The following is a 15,216-nucleotide window of genomic DNA, read 5'->3' as shown; positions in this document are numbered from 1 at the left end:
CACCGGCGGCGTCTACGGTCGCCACAACCGCGAATACACCGCCAGAGAGGTCGAGCGCCTGGCACAGTCGGCAGGCTTTGAAACCGAACATCTGCGGACCATTGACGTGTATGATGACCACATCAACGCGCAGACGGCAGACCTGTTGCTTTCGCGCAATGACGATCTGACCCTGCGCGGTGAAACCATCTTTTATGTCGGCAAAAAAACTGGGGAGCCAGGCGCTGCACCGGAGCAGCTATATCATGGCAACCCGATTAAAATGTCCGGCGAAATCTCGGTTCTGAGTGCGGAGGCCCAGACCGGTCTGACCCGCGTCAGCGTGACCAACCAATCGCCGCTCTGGTGGACGGTAACAGGCGAACACGCCATGTGTGTGCTGGCGGAATGGAGCAATTCTGAGGGCTATCTTGTGCATACCAATATTTATCTGCCACTGGACACCGCAATTGCCCCCGGCGCCGCCGGCTGCCTGTCCCTGCGCCTTGACAAGACCCCGGCAGAGACCGCCCAAGGCAGGCTCTCGCTCAGAATTTTCCAGGCGGGCGTCGGAAGTATCGCCGAAACAGGCCGGTCCAACAGGCTCTCGCTCCCCTGTTCAGAAGACGCGTTTCACCGACTGGTAAGAGGCACTCATGATGCAGATTGATTTGCCTCTGCGCCAGCGCCCCAGGGTGCACTGGGTCTCGCCTTTGCCCCCGGGTGAAACCGATATTGCCAATTACACTCTGCGGATTCTGCCCGAGCTGACCCGGCTGGCTGAGGTCATTTTATGGACAGATACGCCGGACTGGGATCCTGCGCTGGAAAACATATGCCAGGTGCGCCAGCTGGATCCGGACCAGGTGCTTCCAGCTGATTTGCAGACCGCCATTGCCCCGCATTCCGGCGAGAGCATATTCATTCACATCGGCAATTCCTGGCTCTTTCACAGTGGTTTCCTGCGCCTGGCGCACCGGTTGCCTGCGGTGATCGTACTGCATGATCTGGCCATTCAGGAACTGTGCCGCGATATGGTCCGCTTTGATAATCAATCGCCGGATCTGTACCTGTCGGAGATGGAAAAGTGGTACGGTGAGCCCGGCGCAGAGGCTGGTCGGAAATTTCTCAATGATGACATCACCCCCTACAATCTGGTCGCCACGATGCCAGGATTTGAGATTGCCCTCGGGCGCGCCTGTGCGGTACTGACCCACACCGACGCGGCCTTTGCGGCTGTGAAAGCGCGCACCGACCTGCCCTGTTACCAGCTCAACCTGCCCTACCCGGCACGCGCGCATCACTGGCCGCGGCCCAAACGCATCAGCGACCGGCTGCGGCTGGTACAATTTGGCTATATCGGCCCCAACCGGCGCCCGGAACAAATACTGGAGGCTCTGGCTGAGGTGCGGCATGAGATCGACTTCAGATTTGACATCCTCGGCAAGCTCTGGAATCCGGCTTATGTCCAGAACCGGATTGACGATCTGGGGCTGACGGACCGGGTGCACCTCCACGGCTTTGTGAAAGAGCAGGTGTTGGATGAAATGCTCGCGGAATCGCATCTGGTGTTTAACCTGCGCTTTCCGACCATGGGCGAGGCCAGCGGCAGTCAGCTGCGTATCTGGGACTCAGCGGCTGCCTCCGTGGTGTCCGATCACGCCTGGTATGCCGGGCTTCCGGACGACACGGTGTTTAAGGTCGCGACAGACGATGATACCGCCGGCCTGATCTCTTTGCTGCACAGACTGGCCAGCGACCGCAGCCTGGGGCGTGATATCGGGGAAAAGGGCCGTAGCCACCTGTTACAGACCCACCGGCCCGACCACTACGCCCAGGGGATTGTCAAAATCGCCAGTGAATTTGCCCTCCACGGCCGACGGTCTCTTTACCAGCGCTCAGCCCGCCAGGTTCTCGCGCCAGGCAATGAAGAAGTCTTTGACTACTCAGCCCTCGTCAACAAAGTGATCTGGTAATCCCCTGTCAACATATCCTGTTGCGATAACCCGCCTGGTCGCTTTTACCTTGCCTCATTAATCAGGAAGGCATCCGCGGAACATTCCGACTCCGGGCGACCCAGGTCTCAGGTTCAGATCTCAGGCGCAGATACTTCTGAACCATTTCAGGCTCAAAGGCCCTGCCAGAGGATACGAGGCCTTCTGCGGTCGCGTCAGACCTCTGGTGGCTGCCTGTGACCTGCGCGTCACGGCGAAATTATCCCGCCGGACTGATTGCCGTTTCCCGGCCCGTTCACAGCAGATATGGGTCGAAAAACCCGGAGTTAAACCGCAACGGGGCCACTCCTATCAGAACTGCAAAAATGACTAGCAGAAGCGTTTGTAGTCGGACATAAGCGCGTCGAGATCGTCATAATAATAGAGCTTGGCGCCATGCACCAGCAGCCCGCAATCGAATTATTCGCGGATGGTTTTCTCAGAATGAGATATCATGATGACCCGGGAACTGCGGATTTTGTCCTTAAGTGCGGCCTCGCTTTTCTTCCTGAAACGACGATCACCGACCGTGTCCGTCGTCATATGAAGTGGGTAGTCAGAGTGGTTTGAGTTTTGGAGGCTCTGGTTCGTTTGTGTGATTGATTATGCTGACTTTGGTATTGAAACTGGCTTCACGCGCGCCGCCCGCGAGCGCAACCGCATCCAGCAACCGCAAACCGCTGGCTGGTATGTCAAACCGCCCGGGGGAACGCGTGTCACCGACAACAGCGATACTCTGAGCACCATTCTCCTCAAGGAGAACGACAACTTCCGGATCAACAGCACGGCCCTCCAGTCCATCGGCAATTCTCTGACGTACTGCATCCAGGCTGAGGCCTACGACATACAGCGCGCCAACATATGGAATGTAGATTTCACCGGACTGGTTTACGACAGCCAGAAATGAGGAACTTTTGCTCTCGGCGTTAGAAAAAAGACCGTCTGGAGAATTTTCCCAAATTCGGACAGCCAACCTGTCGCCGATACCAATCTGTGTCACATTGGTTTCAGGTACGACACCATCAAAAGTTGAGTATATCGATACCGATGCCTCGGCCCCAACCGCGCCAATCACACCGGGCGTGAGTTCAACTAAATTAAATGCACGCTCCGCTCGCGCCCCATCTGTGGACTCGCCGATCAGAGCAATATCGACGACGTTCGGACCCTGCCCGGGCAGTGAAGCGCAACCGCCGAAAGCGACGACAATCAATGCTTCCAAGGTTTTACGTAACAATTTCAAGGCAGTCCTTTTTGAACGTCGAGGCGTCCATGTTGGTTTGCAGGTATCCGCCAAACGACCGTTAGACAGTTTCACTGTTTGAAGAAACAGCTCCGCGTCGACACAATCTACTTGCCAGTATGAGCTGTCTTGGAACTGTCATAAGCGCGTTTTGTGACACCAACGGCAGGAGTGGCTAAGACCTACACGGTTGCACAGAACATCTCCAACTTTCGGAGAAAAAGCAGATCATACGCCGGACATACAATACACGCGGTGCGCTCAATGCTGAATGTATTCGAGACATCAAGAAATTTTTCAATTCAAAAACACGCCAACGATAAACGGGGTTTTGTCTCCTTTTGTCTGTTAATTCAGACCGCCGAAAATGATCCAGGCAGATATCTGGGACACCTCATAACCATTCCCGCTTGCTTGCTCACGCGGAACAGAACCCTGCAATCGTCTCAAAAGTGTGCTTAAGACATTGCGTTTGCACTGTGTTTAAAGAAATCCGGGCGCAGATTGGTGATCCACCGCAACGGATATTGCCAGTATGTAGCGGCGGGCCGCATGCACATGCTGCCACAAACGATTGGCAGCACTGACCTTCCCTGATGCCTACGCATTAGGTCCCGCGAGATATGATTGGCACCAAGCTAGAGGGCGCTGACAGACCCCCTGAAACTGAATTGGCGCCGCAGAGGCCGGACGCCCGCGCGAGACTCTGAAGACCAGGCCCGTTGCGGCGATGGATTTTGACTTTGGTGCCAAAAAAATTGCAAACCAGAAACAGCAAGCCAATAGGACTCGCGAAGGCCAGCCCCCCCCGAAAGGCTTTCCCCAGGAAAATAAATTACGCTATGGCAGGTCACGGTCAGCCCGACTGGCAGAGCAGAAAAGGACGAATAGATGCAGGCACTGATATACGGGCTGTTCGCGGCGCTGGCCTGGGGCGTGCATGACCTTTGCGTGCGATATGTCAGCCAGCGCAGCGGCATTTTACCTGCCATGCTGACCGTGTTGCTGACCGGGGCGGTTCTTGTCTCCGCCGTCGCCTTAATCTGGGGCGACTGGTCCGGGCTGACCCTGTCAGCCGGACTGTTGTCCGCCGCATCCGGCACCGTGTTTGCCGGCGGCACCTACGCATTATACCGTGCCTTTGCCATCGGCCCGGTCAAACTGGTGGCCCCCCTGATCGGCGCCTATCCGATGCTTTCCATTGCAATGGCAATGATGTCCGGGCGCCAGGTGTCCGCCGCGCAATGGGCGGCGGTGCTGCTGGTGGTGGCCGGCGTGGCACTGATCGCGCTGTTCTCAGCGGAAGATGACAAAAGCCCGGCCCGGCTGCCGGCAGTGCTCTGGGGCGTGGTCGCGGCAATCGGTTTTGCCGGCACCTTTGCGCTTGGCCAGGCGGCGGCCGAGGCGGGCGCCGGACTGCCGGTTCTGGTTCTGAGTCGCGCGGCGGCCATTGTCACGGTGGCGGCGCTGATGATCGCTTCGCGCACATCCGCCCGCCTGCCGCTGCGGCTGTTGCCATTTCTCGCAGTGATGGGGGTGCTGGACGCGCTTGCGCTCGGGTTGGTTCTGCTCTCTGGCAGCCTGCCGCGCCCGGAACTCGCTGCCGTCAGCTCATCCTTGTTTGGCCTTGTCACCGTGGTGCTGGCCTGGGCTGTGCTGCGCGAGGATATGACCCGGAATCAATGGCTCAGCGTCGCGCTCACCTTTGGCGGCATTGCCTGGCTGGGGTTCTAGGATCCCGGCCCTTCGAGCCGGGCAAGTGACCGGTTCCCCCAAAGAAAAACTGTTGCGCCCGGCATGCCCGGCGCAACAGTAAATACAGGATCAGATGTCGAGCGTGTTGTCTTTTTCCCAACGCGAAAAATGCGACACGAACGAATCCCATTCCTGATGTTTCATCTTCAGATAGGCTCTGGAGAACTCATCCCCCATCATCCCCTTAAGCCCTTCATCCTCATCGAAAAACCGCAGCGCATCCAGCATGTTCAGCGGCAGTTTTGGCGCGCCGGTGACCTTGTGCCCCTCGGCATACATGTCGATGTCCCAGCGTTTGCCCGGATCGGCGTTGGTGCGCACCCCGTCCAGACCGGCAGCGATGATCACCGCCTGCAGCAGGTAGGGGTTCACCGCCCCGTCCGGCAGCCGCAGCTCAAACCGGCCAGGCCCGGGCACCCGCACCATATGGGTGCGGTTGTTGCCGGTCCAGGTCACCGAATTGGGCGCCCAGGTCGCACCCGACATGGTGCGCGGCGCATTGATGCGTTTGTAGCTGTTCACCGTCGGGTTGGTGATCGCAGCCAGCGCGCTGGCGTGTTTCATAATGCCGCCCAGAAAGGCGCGGCCCTTGTCCGACAGGCCCAGCTCTTTGCTGTCATCGGCAAAGATATTGACCCGCGCGTCCGCACCAGGCGCATCCCAGACTGAAATATGAGCGTGACAGCCATTGCCGGTCAGACCTTCAATCGGCTTGGGCATGAACGTGGCGCGATAGCCGTGTTTTTCCGCCACCGAGCGCGTCATGAACTTGAAGAAGCTGTGTTTGTCCGCCGTCTTCAACGCATCATCATATTCCCAGTTCATCTCAAACTGGCCATTGGCGTCCTCATGGTCGTTCTGATACGGGCCCCAGCCCATCTCCAGCATGTAGTCGCAGATTTCCGAGATCACATCATAGCGCCGCATCACCGCCTGCTGGTCATAACAGGGTTTGACCGCATTATCATACTCGTCAGAGACCTGTTCACCGTCCGGGGTCAGCAGAAAAAACTCGGCTTCAATACCGGTCTTCACATGCAGCCCTTCTTTGGCCGCCTCATCGATCAGACGGTTGAGCACATTGCGCGGCGCCTGCGCGACAGGTGCGCCTTCCATCACACAATCGCCCGCCAGCCAGGCCACATCGGGTTTCCACGGCAGTTGAATAACCGAGGACGCGTCCGGCATTGCCAGCATGTCAGGATGCGCCGGTGTCAGGTCGAGCCAGGTGGCAAACCCGGCAAAACCGGCGCCGTTTTTCTGCATGCCGGCAATGGCCTGTGAGGGCACTAGTTTAGCGCGTTGGCCACCGAACAGATCGGTATAGGTGACCATAAAATATTTTACGTCTTTTTCTTTTGCGAAAGCAGCCAGATCGATCGTCATGGTTCCACTTTCCTTTCCCTGTTGTTTAATAAAAAAGGCGTGCCCTTCATTAAGAGCACGCCCGGTAATGTGTTCAGAAGCCTTCTTTTCCCGGGTACCAGCTGGTGCCGGCAAGCGGCACACGCGCCATGGCGGCCGCTTCCATTGTCAGCGCGCAAAGATCCTCAGGTTCCAGGTTCTGCAGCTTGTTATGGCCACAGGCGCGCGCGATGGTCTGCGCTTCCAGCGTCATCACCTTCAGGTAGTTGCTCAGGCGACGGCCCGCTTCGACCGGGTCGACACGTTTCATCAACTCGGCGTCCTGGGTGGTGATGCCGGCCGGGTCCATACCTTCATGCCAGTCATCATAGGCGCCGGTGGTGGTGCCCAGTTTCTGGTATTCGCTTTCCCATTTCGGATCATTGTCGCCGATGGCGATCATCGCAGCGGTGCCGATGGACACCGCGTCGGCCCCCATGGCCAGCGCTTTGGCAACATCGGCGCCAGAGCGGATACCGCCCGACACAATCAGCTGCACTTCGCGGTGCATGCCAAGATCCTGCAACGCCTGCACTGCCGGGCGGATACAGGCGAGCGTCGGCAGGCCAACATGTTCAATGAACACGTCCTGGGTTGCGGCGGTGCCACCCTGCATCCCATCCAGAACCACCACATCCGCACCAGCTTTCACCGCCAGAGCCGTGTCATAATAGGGCCGTGTGCCACCCACTTTGATAAAGATCGGCACCTGCCAGTTGGTGATCTCGCGCAGCTCGAGGATCTTGATCTCCAGATCATCCGGCCCGGTCCAGTCCGGGTGACGACAGGCCGAGCGCTGGTCGATGCCCTTGGGCAGGGTGCGCATATCCGCGACCCGGTCAGAGATTTTCTGCCCCAGCAACATGCCACCGCCGCCTGGTTTGGCGCCCTGCCCCACCACAACTTCAATCGCATCCGCCCGGCGCAGATCGTCCGGGTTCATACCGTAGCGCGATGGCAGGTACTGATAGACCAGCTGAGTGGAATGGCTGCGCTCCTCAGATGTCATGCCGCCGTCACCGGTGGTGGTCGACGTGCCCGCCGCCGACGCCCCGCGTCCCAGCGCTTCTTTTGCCGGGCCCGACAGCGCGCCAAAGCTCATGCCGGCGATGGTGATCGGGATGTCCAGCCTGATCGGCTTTTTGGCATAGCGGGTGCCCAGCACAACGCTGGTATCGCATTTCTCACGATAACCTTCGAGCGGATAGCGCGAGATTGAGGCGCCGAGAAACAGCAGGTCATCAAAATGCGGCACCCGGCGCTTTGCACCACCGCCGCGGATGTCATAAATGCCGGTTGCAGCCGCCCGACGGATCTCGGCGTTGATCGGGTTGGAAAACGTCGCGGACTGCTGCGGGATCGTGCGCGGGATGTTGTTTTGGGTATCTTTCATCACCATCTCCTCAGTAGGCGCCGACGTTATCAACGTCGAAGTTGTAAAGCTGACGGGCGGAGCCGTACCGTTTGAACTCTTCCGGTTTTGCGTCCGCACCAGAGCGCGCCAGCAGATCCTTGAGAATCTCGATATGTTCCGGGCGCAGCTCTTTTTCGATGCAATCCGCACCAAGGCTTTTTACGGAGCCGCGCACAAACAGCCGCGCCTCATAAAGCGAATCCCCCAGCGCGTCGCCGGCATCACCGCAGACCACCAGATTACCGGCCTGAGCCATGAAGGCGGACATATGGCCGATATTGCCATGCACTACGATGTCGATGCCCTTCATCGAAATACCGCAGCGCGAGGAGGCGTTGCCTTTGATGACCAGCAACCCACCACGGCCGGTGGCACCGGCGTACTGGCTGGCGTCGCCTTCAACAATGACAGCGCCCGACATCATATTTTCTGCCACACCCGGGCCAACCGAGCCATGCACGTTTACAGTCGCCTGCTTGTTCATGCCGGCGCAATAATAACCGGTCGAGCCTTTGACGGTCACCTCAATCGGCGCATCCAGACCAACCGCAATCGCGTGGCTGCCCTTCGGGTTCACAATTTCCCAACGGCCTGGCTCAGTGCTGCCATTCAGCTCATGCAGGCTCGAATTCAGCGCCCGTAAACCCTCGGCTTCAAGATCAAATACCTGCATTTCAGTGGCTCCAGAAATAAACGGTTGCGGGTTCGGGTTCCCAGACTTTGGCATCCTCAATGCCCGGCAGGTTCACCAGCGCGCGGTATTCCGAACCAAAAGCAACATATTGATCGGTTTCCGCCATCACCGCAGGTTTGCAGGCGATCGGGTCGCGCACAACGCCAAATCCATCTTTGGTGCCGACAACGAAGGTAAAGAACCCGTCCAGATCTTCCAGTGAACTTTCCAACGCTTCGCCGAGACTGGCGCCGTTCTGCATTTTCCAGCTCAGATAAGAAGCACCGACTTCGGTGTCGTTCTGGCTTTCGATGCGCATGCCTTCCCGGATCAACTTGCGGCGCAGGCTGTTGTGATTGCTGAGTGAGCCGTTGTGCACCAGACACTGGTCCGCGCCGGTCGAAAACGGGTGCGCGCCCTCAGTGGTCACCGCTGATTCGGTGGCCATACGCGTGTGCCCGATTCCATGGGTGCCGCTCATCGACGAGAGGTCAAACCGGGCGGCCACATCCGCAGGCAGACCCACTTCTTTATAAATCTCAATGGTATCGCCGTCGCTCATAACGCGCATTCCGCTGCGCAGTTCCGCGATAGCCTGACGGGCCGCAGCAGACTTGTCCGCCGGCAGTTCCAGAACCGCATGCGAATCGCGCCGTCTCAGGCTGACAACTGTATCAATTGCGGCGCCGAGGTCTGCTGCCAGCGTGGCAAAATCCTGCTCGGCATTGTCCGACTGTACCGTCAGTTTGATGTTATTTCCTGCGCTATTGCCATAGATCGCAATGCCCGCGCTGTCCGGCCCGCGGTCCGTCATTGTGATGAGCATTTCGGTAAGCAATTCGCCCAGCCTTGGCTCAAGTGTTTTGTCTTTGATGAATAGTCCAACAATGCCGCACATCGGCGCGCTCCTCCGCATTTGTGTTGAGGCGACGCTAGCACCAAAGATCGCACGGCTCAACCGTGAGGAAACATTTTTTCATGCTGGGTAAGTTTTACTGGTGTGAAACGAATTTTCATGCTCTTTATTCAGTGAGATCGCGACGCACAGAGAACAATGTATAGAGAACAAACAAGCGATCCGACATCGACATGGAGGAAAACGTGGAAGAACAAATTGCAGAGCTAACGGCCCAACTGGCCGAGCTGACGGCAAGCGCAGGTGTGACCAACACCATGTTTGCAGAGACTTTTTACTATCTGACTATCCCGCTGATGATCATTATTCACGCCGGCTTTCTGGCCTATGAAATGGGGGCGTCCCGCACAAAGAACGTACTGTCCTCCGGGGTCAAAAACATTCTGGCTTTCGCCTTTATGATTCCGACTTTCTACTTCTTTGGCTGGTGGATCTACTGGGCACTTCCCACAGGCATCACCCTTTCGGCGGGTCCGGCAGGCATTTCTGGTGGCGAATACGCCAGCAGCATCGCGCTCGGCTGGGGCGACGCGGCGCAGTATATGGGACCGAATATCGCGGATCAGGCTTCTGGCGTGTTCTTTGGTGCATTCGCCCTGTTTGCAGCGACCACCGCTTCCATCATGTCCGGTGCAGTGATTGAGCGCATCCAGACCGTTGGCTTTATTATCCTCGCGATCGTACTGGGCTCGTTTGCCTGGGTCGTAGCGGCAGCCTGGGGCTGGCACGCGGATGGCTGGCTGGTCACCAAATTTGGCGTACATGACTTTGGCGCTGCCGGTCTGGTGCACGCCGTTGCCGGGTTCTTTGCCCTTGGGGTTCTGATCAATCTCGGGCCACGCATCGGCAAGTTCAACGCCGACGGTTCAGCAAACCACATCGCCGGCCACAATATGCCGCTGACGATCACCGGTCTGATGCTGATCATCGTTGGTTTCTTTGGCTTCCTGATGGCCTGTGTGATTGTACCGGGTGAAGCCTGGTCCTGGTTTGGCGACAAAGGTGCGACGATCTATGGCACCCCGATCACCCTGTCGGCCCTGTCGTTCAACATCCTGATGGCTGTTGCCGGCGGTATTATTGGCGCCTGGATCTTTACCAAAGACCCGTTCTGGATGATGTCCGGCGCGCTTGCTGGTATCATTTCGACCGCTTCCGGCCTGGATATCTACTTCCCGGCTCAGGCCTTCGTCATCGCCTTCAGCGCAGGTATCATCATGAAACCATGTGCCGACTGGCTGGAACGCCGCGGCATTGATGACGCGGTTGGCGCGGTGACCGTTCATGGCACCATCGGCCTTTATGGCGTGATCATGCTGGGCGTAATGGCCAGCGGGTTCCCGGCGCTCCAGGGTGCAGCAGGCGAAGTGCCTGTCATCACCCTGACCGGTCAGATCATCGGCGCCGCTGTGTTTGGCCTGCTGGGTTTTGTCCCGGGCTACGGGGTGTCTTTCATCCTGAAGAAAATGGGCATGTTGCGCACACCGGCAGCAGCGGAAATCGCTGGTCTGGATACCACCAAAGTACCGGCACAGGGTTATCCTGAAGGCATTCCTGTCTCTGCGGCTCCTGCCGAATAACTGAAACCAGAAAGGACAATCTATGGGATTTCCATTTGAAACTGCCAGCTGGGACGTCGTGGACGGCGCCATGTTCATCGGCTGGGGCACTGTGATGCCAGGGGTTTATACTCTGATTGCTGCGGTGATCTGCGTCTATACCCTCTGGGCCGGCAACCGGGCTGAGCAAAAACATTACAAGCGCGTCGAAAAGTAAACCGACCGCGACACAACATCAGGGTCGCCCTCACGGGCGGCCCTTCTTTTTGGTAAAAATTGCCTGGTGGGAAATAAAGTTGCATCTCATTCTTGCTTTCTTGCGCGCACCAGGGCTGAATGACGCTAACAGACACAAAAAAATATCGGGAGAAGATTATGGCCACGTCCTGGAGATTTTCGGCGCTTGCCGACCGCCACCGCGCAATGGGCTCTGAACTGGAAGACTGGAGCGGCATGGGCACTGCATGGTCCTATGACAAAGACCAGGCAGAAGAATATATGGCGATCCGCACCCGCGCCGGCTTTATGGATGTCTCGGGCCTGAAAAAGGTGCATATCACCGGCCCGCATGCCAGCCAGGTGATTGACCGCGCCACCACACGCCGCGCCGAAAAGATCAAACCCGGCCGCTCGACCTATGCCTGCATGCTCAATGATGACGGCAAATTCGTCGACGATTGTGTGATCTACCGCATGGGTCCGAATTCCTGGATGGTGGTGCATGGCTCGGGCCAGGGCCATGAGCAACTGACCATGGCGGCCACCGGTCGTGATGTGGATGTACGTTTTGACGACAACTTGCATGACATCTCGCTACAGGGGCCGATGGCGGTGGATTTCCTGCAGGAATATGTGCCCGGCATCCGCGACGTGGTTTATTTCAGCCATATCCACACCACCTTGTTTGACAAGCCCGTCACCATTTCGCGCACCGGCTATACCGGCGAGCGCGGCTATGAGATCTTCTGCCGGGCGCAGGACGCCGGTCATATCTGGGACCAGCTGGTGGAACGTGGCGCCCCGATGGGCATCATCCCGACGCGCTTTACCACGCTGGATCTGCTGCGCGCCGAAAGCTATCTGCTGTTCTTTCCCTATGATAACTCGGACATGTACCCGTTTGAGGACGAAAAACACGGCGACACCCTGTGGGAACTGGGGCTGGATTTCACTGTCTCCCCCGGCAAGACCGGTTTCCGTGGGGCCGAGGAACATTACCGTCTGAAGGGACGCGAGCGCTTTAATATCTTCGGCGTGCGGCTCGAAGGCACTGAGCCCGCCGACGAAGGCGCGCCGCTGCTGCAAGACGGCAAACAGGTCGGCATTGTCACCGTGGGCATGTATTCGCCGCTCAACAAACACAACGTGGGCATTGCCCGCATGCCGGTGGATTGCGCGGTTAATGGCACCGCACTGACAGTGCGAAATGCCAGCGGCGACATCGCCTGTACCGCGGAAGAAATGCCGTTCCATGACCCGGAGAAAAAGCGCCGCACCGCCAAAGGCTGAACACTTCCGGGGCGCCCTCGTTTCGCGCGGCGCCCCGGTTTGCGGACCTGAACCGACAGAAGAGCTGCCCAAATGCCCAAAACAGAATTTCCGCCCGCGATCCGCAGCCGCCCGGTCTACGGTGTGTTAGAACCCCGCGGCGGCAAATCCCACCTGCTGATCGCCGATGGCGCCGGTGCCGCTGCCATTCTGGACCTCGCCGCTACAGCGCCTGCTGAGATATGGGCCAGGGCCCATATTATTTATATTCCCGGAGCATCGGGTGACACTTATACCGCGCAACTGAAAGCGCTGAAACCAGCGCAATTTTACGCCGGCCCGTCCTACGCGGCCGCCAGCCAGCGCATTGGCGACGCCTTTGCCAAGGCGCATATGGGGCTGCAAGTCTGCCTCAGTGGCACCGAAAGCCTGATGGGCCAGGCGATGTATGCTGCCACATCTGCCGGCATCCCGCACACCGCCATCCAGACCGAACATCGCGGATCTACTGCGCGGCGCATGCAATGTGTGCATTGCAAAGGCATCACCGAGAACGTCACCACTGATCCGTTTGAATGTTCCCACTGCGGGTTGAACCTGTTTGTGCGCGACCATTATTCCCGCCGCCTCGCCGCGTTTCAGGCGGTCTGTGTTGATGCCGAAGAGCCAGGCAATGTGCCCGAAAAAGTGGAGCTGTTCAGATGAGCGCAGGAACCGCAAATATCAATGTCACTGTCGCCGGCGTCACGAAAATCAACGACCTGGTCACCCGCTTCAAATTTGTCCGCACCGGCGGCGGCGAGTTGCCGACGTTTTCCGGCGGCGCCCACACTGTGGTGGAGATGCGCGACGGCGATCTCACCCGGCTGAACCCCTATTCGCTGATGTCAGATCCGGCCAACCGCGGCGCCTACACCATTTCGGTACGGCGCGATGATCAGGGCCGAGGTGGCTCGCTGTTCATGCACAGCCAGGTGCGCGAAGGCATGGAGATGGTGATTTCCAACCCGGTGAACCTGTTCTCGCTGGACCTGCGCGCCAAAAAACACCTGATGATCGCCGGCGGTATCGGCATCACCCCGTTCATGGCGCAGATGAAACAGCTGGCCGCCACCAACGGCTTGTTTGAGCTGCATTATTCCGTGCGCACCGCCTCTCTGGGCACTTATGCCAGCGAGCTGAGCGCGCAGTTCCCCAGCAAGGTGCACATCTACCATGATGACCTGGAGCAGCGCATTCAGCTTGAAACCCTGCTCGACGGACAACCGCTGGGCACCCATCTCTATGTCTGCGGCCCCAAAGGCATGATCGACTGGGTCCGTGGCCAGGCACAAAAACTTGGCTGGCCGCGCGAAGCGGTGCATTACGAGGAATTTCTCGCCCCCGTATCGGGCCGGCCCTTTGACGTCAGGCTCGCCGCCTCAGACAAGACCATCCGTGTCGGCGAACATCAGTCACTGCTGGAAGCAATTGAAGCGGCCGGTGTTGACGCCCCCTATCTCTGCCGCGGCGGCGCCTGCGGCCAGTGCGAAACCAAAGTACTGGAACATGACGGCGAGTTGAAACACCACGACCACTGGCTGAGCGAAGAAGAACACCGCTCCGGCAAGGTGATCATGCCCTGCGTTTCGCGCTTTGAAGGCAAGACGCTGGTTCTGGACCGCTAAAGGAAATTGATATGACCATTCAGTTCAACGACGAAACCTTCCGCGACGATTTCACCTTCCGCAATTCCGCGGCCGCGATTGCACGTTTCCCCTTCCCGTTCCACGAAGACAGCTACATGTATTCGGTGAATCTCGAGCCGCACACCACGCTGCGCCCCGGCTCACCGTTTGAATTCGCCTTTGATGTCGACGAACATTACCTGGCCGAGATGAAAGAGCGCGCCCAGGTGCTGGCCGATGATCCGCTGCGCTGCCAGTCGCTACCGCATATGACGCTCGCGGGCTGGGATCTGCTGGAATATATCATGGAGGCCAAGGCGCGCGACTATCCCGACATGTTCTCCCTGAGCAAAAACGGCAATGCCTGGCACTGGGTCAATAAGCCGATGCAGATCGAGCAGAAGTTCACCTTTCTGGATGAAAGCACCCTGCCCTGCGGCCCGCTGGAATACATCACCCGCCAGACCCAGGGCGATTTTGCGCTACTGGACCAGCGCGACGACAATCTCTGGATGGACGCGGGCATGATCACCACCCAGGCCGACTGGTCGCTGGATTTTGACATCGGCATGAATTTCTTTGAATGGCATGCGCCGGTGCCCAAAGCGCATGAAATGGGTATTTTTGTGCGTGCGCTCAAATTCCTGCTCAACCTGCAGCAAGGCGCCCCGACACGCCGGCTGAACTGGACCATGACGGTGAATCCGCTGCTGGACACTTCACCGGAGAATTATCACAAATGGGGGCCGATGAAGACCGGCATGACCATCGACACCATCGGGCAGCAACAACATCTGCGGGTTGAACTGCAAACCCTGTTCCGCCTGCCCCGCTCCAACGCCATCGCGTTCCCGATCCGCGCCTATCTCTGTAGTTTCGAGGATCTGGTCTCGGTGCCCAAATGGGGCCGCCGCCTGCACCGCGTGGTGCGCGGTATCCCCGAGGAACTGGCAACCTACAAAGGCTTTATCGCCAATCAGCCGCTTATGCTCGAATACCTGTCACAATATGATGATGGCGCCGCAACCTCTGACGGGATTTTCCCTGACGACTGAGCAGCATCGCCACGCCCAGTTTCTACGTTGGCGATGCTCAGACTGTGCCGGTGTGTTCCCCTCACCGGC

Annotated in this window: 13 protein-coding genes and 1 pseudogene; 9 read left to right on the top strand and 5 right to left on the bottom strand. The window is 58.3% G+C overall.

The window, feature by feature from the left end:
• A pseudogene (locus DWA01_RS23145) lies at window positions 1–649 on the top strand (glycosyltransferase); the annotation flags it as partial.
• Window positions 636–1,955 carry a glycosyltransferase gene (locus DWA01_RS12905; RefSeq protein WP_114286242.1) on the top strand — a complete coding sequence of 440 codons (1,320 nt, stop codon included), beginning with the start codon at window positions 636–638 and terminating at the stop codon, window positions 1,953–1,955. The pseudogene DWA01_RS23145 and the gene DWA01_RS12905, both read left to right, overlap by 14 nt.
• Before the next feature lie 574 nt (window positions 1,956–2,529).
• On the opposite strand, the gene DWA01_RS12900 is transcribed toward DWA01_RS12905, so the two are convergent.
• Window positions 2,530–3,216: a polysaccharide biosynthesis/export family protein gene (locus DWA01_RS12900; protein ID WP_160116043.1), complete on the bottom strand. Its 687-nt coding sequence runs from the start codon at window positions 3,214–3,216 to the stop codon at window positions 2,530–2,532.
• Window positions 3,217–4,107: 891 nt separating this feature from the next.
• On the opposite strand from DWA01_RS12900, the gene DWA01_RS12895 reads away from it, so the two are divergent.
• A complete protein-coding gene (locus DWA01_RS12895; RefSeq protein ID WP_114286240.1) occupies window positions 4,108–4,950 on the top strand; it encodes a DMT family transporter in 843 nt (280 codons plus the stop codon).
• Between the two features lie 90 nt (window positions 4,951–5,040).
• On the opposite strand, the gene glnT is transcribed toward DWA01_RS12895, so the two are convergent.
• From glnT to DWA01_RS12875, 4 genes are all read right to left on the bottom strand, one after another.
• On the bottom strand, window positions 5,041–6,357 hold the full coding sequence (glnT, locus tag DWA01_RS12890; RefSeq protein WP_114286239.1) for a type III glutamate--ammonia ligase: 1,317 nt from the start codon (window positions 6,355–6,357) through the stop codon (window positions 5,041–5,043).
• A gap of 73 nt (window positions 6,358–6,430) precedes the next feature.
• Entirely contained in the window at window positions 6,431–7,768 is a 1,338-nt protein-coding gene (locus DWA01_RS12885; RefSeq protein WP_114286244.1) for an FMN-binding glutamate synthase family protein, read from the bottom strand.
• A gap of 10 nt (window positions 7,769–7,778) precedes the next feature.
• Window positions 7,779–8,462: a GltB/FmdC/FwdC-like GXGXG domain-containing protein gene (locus DWA01_RS12880; RefSeq protein WP_114286238.1), complete on the bottom strand. Its 684-nt coding sequence runs from the start codon at window positions 8,460–8,462 to the stop codon at window positions 7,779–7,781.
• A gap of 1 nt (window position 8,463) precedes the next feature.
• Window positions 8,464–9,360: a class II glutamine amidotransferase gene (locus DWA01_RS12875; protein WP_114286237.1), complete on the bottom strand. Its 897-nt coding sequence runs from the start codon at window positions 9,358–9,360 to the stop codon at window positions 8,464–8,466.
• Between the two features lie 203 nt (window positions 9,361–9,563).
• Between DWA01_RS12875 and DWA01_RS12870 the strand changes: the two genes are divergently transcribed.
• The 6 genes from DWA01_RS12870 to DWA01_RS12850 all read left to right on the top strand — a co-directional run bounded on the left by DWA01_RS12870 (window position 9,564) and on the right by DWA01_RS12850 (window position 15,147).
• On the top strand, window positions 9,564–10,958 hold the full coding sequence (locus DWA01_RS12870) for an ammonium transporter (RefSeq protein ID WP_114286243.1): 1,395 nt from the start codon (window positions 9,564–9,566) through the stop codon (window positions 10,956–10,958).
• 22 nt (window positions 10,959–10,980) lie between these two features.
• On the top strand, window positions 10,981–11,154 hold the full coding sequence (locus tag DWA01_RS23320; protein WP_200832573.1) for a hypothetical protein: 174 nt from the start codon (window positions 10,981–10,983) through the stop codon (window positions 11,152–11,154).
• A 158-nt stretch (window positions 11,155–11,312) separates the two neighbouring features.
• Window positions 11,313–12,446, top strand: coding sequence for an aminomethyl transferase family protein (locus tag DWA01_RS12865; RefSeq protein WP_114286236.1), 1,134 nt, complete (start codon window positions 11,313–11,315; stop codon window positions 12,444–12,446).
• 72 nt (window positions 12,447–12,518) lie between these two features.
• Complete coding sequence (locus DWA01_RS12860) at window positions 12,519–13,130, top strand: dimethylamine monooxygenase subunit DmmA family protein (RefSeq protein ID WP_114286235.1); 612 nt, start codon at window positions 12,519–12,521, stop codon at window positions 13,128–13,130.
• Window positions 13,127–14,092 (top strand): PDR/VanB family oxidoreductase, encoded by a 966-nt coding sequence (locus DWA01_RS12855; protein WP_114286234.1) that lies wholly within the window; start codon window positions 13,127–13,129, stop codon window positions 14,090–14,092. The genes DWA01_RS12860 and DWA01_RS12855 overlap by 4 nt, the downstream gene beginning before the upstream one ends.
• A gap of 11 nt (window positions 14,093–14,103) precedes the next feature.
• Entirely contained in the window at window positions 14,104–15,147 is a 1,044-nt protein-coding gene (locus DWA01_RS12850; protein WP_114286233.1) for a heme-dependent oxidative N-demethylase family protein, read from the top strand.
• Window positions 15,148–15,216: the final 69 nt, after the last annotated feature.

It is taken from the genome of Candidatus Halocynthiibacter alkanivorans (assembly GCF_003333265.1).
In the GTDB taxonomy this organism is placed as follows: Bacteria; Pseudomonadota; Alphaproteobacteria; order Rhodobacterales; family Rhodobacteraceae; genus Halocyntiibacter_A; species Halocyntiibacter_A alkanivorans.
This window is presented reverse-complemented; position numbering and strand designations above follow the sequence as displayed.